The following is a 5,549-nucleotide window of genomic DNA, read 5'->3' on the forward strand; positions in this document are numbered from 1 at the left end:
AAGTTCATCCGGAATTCTCCAACCATCATCTCTAACAACTAATCCCATCGGGTCACCTCTTCTCATTCTCACGTGACCCATTCCCTAATATCTATTCAATGAGAAAGCTACTATTTATTCCTTTCGGGATAGGCTCTAAGCAGGAGACATAGACAAAATAAAGATATTCTTAATGAACTGCGTTCTGGCAATGTTGTCGCTTATTATGTAGATAAATTAGATCTTCCAAATAAAAAATTTTATTTTGGAGGAACATTTTTTCCTTATGATCATCCTTCTGTGAAGAAGTGAAAAGATGCTAGAATACCAATTCACCAACAAAGAAAGAACAAAACAATATCTTGCGAAAATAAGAAGAGAAATGAAAGGAGAGAAGTATTTTCCTGCAAATCAAACAGGAGATATTGTCTTGATGCTGTCTCCAATACAGATATATGAACCATATATAGATGATAATGGAATATTAGATGTTGTTGCAAGACGATATTTTACAGAAGGATTAGAGTTTATGGTGGGCAACGCATGCAGAGTGACTGGACAATCTGACATCAATTATTATGCGCCACACAAGGAAAAAGATTTGAAAATAAGATGCGTAGGAGAGATTCAGTATCCTCTACTATTGACAACAAGAACATTAAGTATTGTAAGAAATAGTATGCGGAGCAAAATTACTATCGCTTCTCAAGAAGAGTGGGATAAGAAAATGCATATCAATGCGTATGAATGGAAATATCTCGCAGTACATGGCAACACAAGAGAGCTTTCCTCTGTATGGCTGCCACATCCAGAGTATGTAGGGGAATTCAAAGAAATAGTGAGAACTATTATGCAAAGAGAAAGAGCAGAAGTAATTGAGAGAAAATTAGATGAGTATTACCAAAGGAACAGATAAAAGGCGAAATCATGATCCAACAAATAGGAGTCAAAGCAATTATCGAGAAAGACAACAAAATCCTCTTATTAAAACGCTCAGAGAAATACGAACACTTAAGTGATTGCTGGGACATCCCTGGCGGCAGAATTAATTTTGGCGAAGAGCCAGAAGAAGGATTAAGAAGAGAAATCAAAGAAGAAACTGGACTCCAACTCAAAGAAATAAAGCAAATTCTTGATGCGTCAACAGTCTTCAAGAATGAAGAAAGACATATTGTAAGAATCACCTATCTTTGTACAGTAGAAGAAGGAGTTGCAAATTTCAGTCATGAACACACACACATCGAATGGATTCCAAAAGAAAAAATAAAGGAGTTGGAGTATAAAGACACACTTTTAAAAAAGATTATTGAAGAATATTTCTAAGAAATACCCTTATTCGCCCTACTACTTCTGAATTCCTATGTCTTTTTTATTTTTTAAATAAAAATAGATTGCGTAGACAAACTAGGACTTTGCTGAGCGAATAATGTGTATAAAACAATAAAAAATAAAAAAACTATTCAGCGATCTGAACAGTCAACAACAATTTCTCATATTCATCCGTGTTGCCTGAATTAGTAATATAATCCACATAGACATCATAGATATAAGTCCCAGGGAGTGTTGGACCACCTGCGTCAGTAATAGTGGCACCAACTTCAATGATCAGTGGCAATACAAGCTCCTCGCTTCTTTCCAAAGTATAAGTAGTGTACAAATTCTTGCTCATCCATGCTTGAATAAGTTCATCATTTGTTTCCAGAATACTGCCGCTGTAGTCTTTTGCTTCCCTAAATTTAATAGTCACGACAAACTCATGATCCCCAATGATGTTCTGAATGCCCAGTGCAGCGACGTAAACATCACCAACATTCAGGTTTTTCACAAGAGGAGTAGAGAGTGCTGCTCGAGTATTAGCTTGCATTCTTGTATCAAGCAATGCTTTTTCAGAATCAGACAACGTATAATCTTGAACTTCTACTTCCTCAGCAGATTCCTCAACAGCACTTTCTTCTGCAACAGCTTCCTCGGAAGGTACTTCTTCTGCTGTTTCAGAAGCGCAAAGCGATGCGTCAGAAACCTCTGATCCATCCGCACAGACATACACCTTTCCAGAACCACAGCCAATCAAAAATAAAGCTACAGTAAAAATACAAAATAAATATACTTGTTTCATGTTCATATTACCCATCCTCCATTTGTACTAACTTCATATTAGGATAATCCTTATCAATGCTCAATAATAACTTTTTCGGAAATTCCCCTGGTGCAAGCAGTAAAGAAGGAAGTTTTTTCATTTGCCCTGCGACAAACGCAGTGGCAATTTCCCCCTCAGAACATTTCTTCTTGTTCTTTGCTTTGCAGTAATATTGAACAGAACCAAAAGGAGTCGGAACTGCAACGATGCAATCGATCTCCCCTTTTTTAACAACAGAAAACTGAAGAAGCTGCATATTTTTTGTTTGGAAAAATACAGCAACGCGTTGAGCAAAAGTGTCATCAGCAGGGACAAGGACAGCAGGAGGTGCTTCTTGAGGAACAACAAGAGGCTGTTGTTGAGCCACTTTCTTCTGTCTTCGTTCAGGTGCTTTTTTTGAAACCAGTTGTTCAGCAGAAACCTGAAGCGGCGCCGTCTGTACAACGGATTGAAGAGGAGCAACAGGCTGTTGATAAGAAGCAAGAGGAGGAGGTGCTGGAGACACAGGAGTAATAGCAGTCAATCGAGAGAAATGAGAACGAAGACTATCATTAATCTCTTGTTCTGTTGCGAGATACCATTTCCAAAAAAGATACGTTTGCCCGTTTGCAGTGACTTCGATAGGTTTTGCGTAATCTTTTATTGCACGAAGAGAAACACGGAAGAGAGGAGACTGTTCTGTATCAAGCACAACTTTTTGCTGTCGAAGAAGTTCAAAAGTCCCTCTATCTTTTTCATGAAGGTATTTGAAAAGGTCCTGTAACTTTTCCTTTTGCTCAATCGCGTAATATGCAGGACTTCCACCTATCTTAACAGAAGTAATCCCAAGTTTTTTATCATGAACAAGATCAGAAAGCACAGCACCCATGACAAAGGTGTCTGTACGAAATTCACGAATAAGGTCAGAGGGAACAACATACCCTTTTGTGCGAACAACTTCAAGGACTTGGTTCTTGTCAATCATAAAAAATCGAAAGAAAGTTGGTTTTATATAGATTGTGCTAAAGAGTTGTGTTAAAAATGAAGAAAGAAAACAAGAGAATTACGGCCGTAACCATCTTGTTTCCCAAAAGCTGACATCTCCTTCAGCGTCAACAACAGCCAAAAGCAACCGTTTTTTCGTACTATGGGCAACTCTGTTTTTCGCAGAGAAATCATACCAGGTCAAAACATCCGCTTCATACGTCGGATACACAATCCATTTCGCGTGATCTTCGCCAGGTTTAACGCCACGATCATAAACACGAAAATCAGCGCCAAATTTGAGAGCAGTTTTCACAAGATATCCTCTATCCCGAAGATCTCTATACACTCTATATTTCACCCAAAACTTCTTCTCTTTTCGTTCTGCTTTTTTGAGAAACGCGTCAGAAGAAAGTTTTTTGTTATGGGAATCAAGAATTTTGATTTTTTCTTTTTCAAGAAGATATAACCCTTCCAAAAAAGAGAGGTGCACCCGATGATCTTCTATCTCCCCAAAACGCCCCTGATTATGAAGTTCAAGAGCAACATCACTATTGTCCGTTTGCACAATGTCAGAGATAATACGGCAAGGAATAGGTTTTGGTTTTGTCATACGATGCATTACGGACAAGTAATTAATAAAGCTTTAGGGAGAAGAAGACGCAATTCACAACGCAAGGGGCTTATCCTGCGTATAAGAAAGCCCTTTCTGCAACGCAAGCGCTGCTTTCTGCAATTCAGTGCCTAAATAAAACGCATGAGACAAATCACACACTTTGTGGTCAAGAACAAGTTTTGTGTAAAGGGCAAAAGGATCATTCCCGGAAAATTCATCAAGGCGCTTGCCAGTAGGATCAGTGTGGGTCACAAAAATCATGCCATCTTTCACACGAAGAATGAGATTGCCGCGGGGATCCCCAATTCGTTTCAAAGGCGCATGATGCTCCTGAAGAATTTGTGCGGCAGCCCCCCAGTTGTTCTGGTAAATATGCGCGCTACTGGAAATAATAGTGAGATTTCCAAAAGACATGCCAAGTGCAGAAGCAACAGTGTATTGAAGTTTACGAAGTCCAAACGCGTTTCGTGGCCATGCGTGGAACATATCATTGCTCCTAAAAAAAGCAGTAAGATACAAAAGAGTATCTTGAATGAGAAACTCTACGAGAATTAAACATGGCGGTTTTTCGTTGGTCAAATCTTTTTCAATATCCCAGGTAACTGCAAGAGCGCGACGTGTATGGGGTGTTTGTCGAAGGTTCGCAATAAGCAATTGAATTTGATCGACATTTTTTTGTTGCCGTAACCGTTGTCCGTAAGAATACTCCACTCCTTCAAGCGCAGCAGCGCTGACCACCTGCGGATAATAAGAAAACAAATCATCTTGTGTAAAAGGAAAGTATGAAAAAAGCTGCGGATGGTCTGGATCTTCTTTTTCAATCACAGAAACAATATTGAGAAGCTCACGCTGATCAAAGCCATAATCGCTTTTTTTGATAGTGCCGAGAGTAGTAATCAAATGCAGAATTTCAAGCCATGCAGGTCCAATAAAATCATGACGTACAGGAAACCCGCTTTTTTCTGAAGGAAAAGTATTGGGGACAGGAACTGCAGCAGTAGGGAAAATTTCTGGTTCCCCATACGAAGGAAGCATAGGAAGCTGAGAAAGGAGCACGGGAAGCTGGGAAAAATCTTTCACCTGCTGATAATCATGAATAGTAACGTGTTGACGAAGAGTTTCAAGAGCAGCAAGGGAAATTTCTTTGTCAATGAAAACCCCATCAACCCCGAGAACTGCGTGACTCGGACTAACACCATTGGAGAAAAAAGAGAGCAATGCTTTTCCAGATCCATTCAAATCAATACCTGTCACAACAAGGTGCCGTATTGCTTTGTTTGCGAGGCAATTACGAAGCACCCCATTAAGTCCTTCATCACGAGAATACAGTTGCCCAACAAGCGCATACTGTTGAGGATCAAGATGTTTCAGAATAAATTCTTTTTTTGTCCAGAGAGTGACAATTCCGATAGAAGCAGAAGGATTGCCCACAGTAACAAGGTCAGAAAAGCAGACAGGCCAAGGTTGAGATTGCATAAAAAAGGGACAATTGTAGAACTAATAAAGGTTGTTAAATGAGTTGAAACAGTGATGTATTTATACTTGTTTGATTATCTAAGAAGATTATGAAACGATGTATGCGTTGTGGGAAAGAAGCTATTCGAAATGACAACCATGATTATTGTTATGATTGTTTCAGTGCATTAGAAATAGAAGAAAATTGGACTAAACCAGAAGGGCATTTTACAAATAATCTTATATTTAATATAGTCCTGGACTGACCCCCTTTTCGTGGACAGTAAGTTAAGATACTATTCCCCTATTTAATTTTTGTTGTTCGAACTCATTTGGCGGTACATATCCGATTGATGAGTGCAATCTTTTCTCATTGTACTTTTTGATGAATTCTGCTAT

General features: G+C 39.0%; 7 protein-coding genes. 2 read left to right on the plus strand and 5 right to left on the minus strand.

Going from position 1 to position 5,549, the window contains the following annotated elements; translation table 11 throughout:
* Positions 1–295: 295 nt before the first annotated feature.
* Positions 296–895 carry a hypothetical protein gene (locus HZC31_06450; GenBank protein MBI5003001.1) on the plus strand — a complete coding sequence of 200 codons (600 nt, stop codon included), beginning with the start codon at positions 296–298 and terminating at the stop codon, positions 893–895.
* Positions 896–906: 11 nt separating this feature from the next.
* Positions 907–1,302 (plus strand): NUDIX domain-containing protein, encoded by a 396-nt coding sequence (locus HZC31_06455; GenBank protein ID MBI5003002.1) that lies wholly within the window; start codon positions 907–909, stop codon positions 1,300–1,302.
* Between the two features lie 133 nt (positions 1,303–1,435).
* Here the strand turns inward: HZC31_06455 and HZC31_06460 are convergent, their stop codons facing one another.
* The 5 genes from HZC31_06460 to HZC31_06480 all read right to left on the minus strand — a co-directional run.
* A complete protein-coding gene (locus HZC31_06460) occupies positions 1,436–2,101 on the minus strand; it encodes a hypothetical protein (protein MBI5003003.1) in 666 nt (221 codons plus the stop codon).
* A 1-nt stretch (position 2,102) separates the two neighbouring features.
* A complete protein-coding gene (locus HZC31_06465) occupies positions 2,103–3,080 on the minus strand; it encodes a hypothetical protein (GenBank protein MBI5003004.1) in 978 nt (325 codons plus the stop codon).
* A 78-nt stretch (positions 3,081–3,158) separates the two neighbouring features.
* Positions 3,159–3,692, minus strand: coding sequence for a tRNA-intron lyase (gene endA / locus HZC31_06470; GenBank protein MBI5003005.1), 534 nt, complete (start codon positions 3,690–3,692; stop codon positions 3,159–3,161).
* A 54-nt stretch (positions 3,693–3,746) separates the two neighbouring features.
* Positions 3,747–5,171: a hypothetical protein gene (locus tag HZC31_06475; protein MBI5003006.1), complete on the minus strand. Its 1,425-nt coding sequence runs from the start codon at positions 5,169–5,171 to the stop codon at positions 3,747–3,749.
* A gap of 267 nt (positions 5,172–5,438) precedes the next feature.
* Positions 5,439–5,549, minus strand: a 111-nt coding sequence (locus tag HZC31_06480) for an IS3 family transposase (GenBank protein ID MBI5003007.1), incomplete at its 5' end; no start/stop codon positions are given.

This window comes from Candidatus Woesearchaeota archaeon (assembly GCA_016214075.1).
Classification (GTDB): domain Archaea; phylum Nanobdellota; class Nanobdellia; order Woesearchaeales; family DSVV01; genus JACRPI01.

Excerpts from the sequence above, each read along its gene's own strand:
- HZC31_06465 (MBI5003004.1), bottom strand. The coding sequence starts at position 3,080 with ATGATTGACAAGAACCAAGTCCTTGAAGTTGTTCGCACAAAAGGGTAT.
- endA (MBI5003005.1), bottom strand. The coding sequence starts at position 3,692 with ATGACAAAACCAAAACCTATTCCTTGCCGTATTATCTCTGACATTGTG.
- HZC31_06450 (MBI5003001.1), top strand. The coding sequence starts at position 296 with ATGCTAGAATACCAATTCACCAACAAAGAAAGAACAAAACAATATCTT.
- HZC31_06475 (MBI5003006.1), bottom strand. The coding sequence starts at position 5,171 with ATGCAATCTCAACCTTGGCCTGTCTGCTTTTCTGACCTTGTTACTGTG.
- HZC31_06460 (MBI5003003.1), bottom strand. The coding sequence starts at position 2,101 with ATGAACATGAAACAAGTATATTTATTTTGTATTTTTACTGTAGCTTTA.
- HZC31_06455 (MBI5003002.1), top strand. The coding sequence starts at position 907 with ATGATCCAACAAATAGGAGTCAAAGCAATTATCGAGAAAGACAACAAA.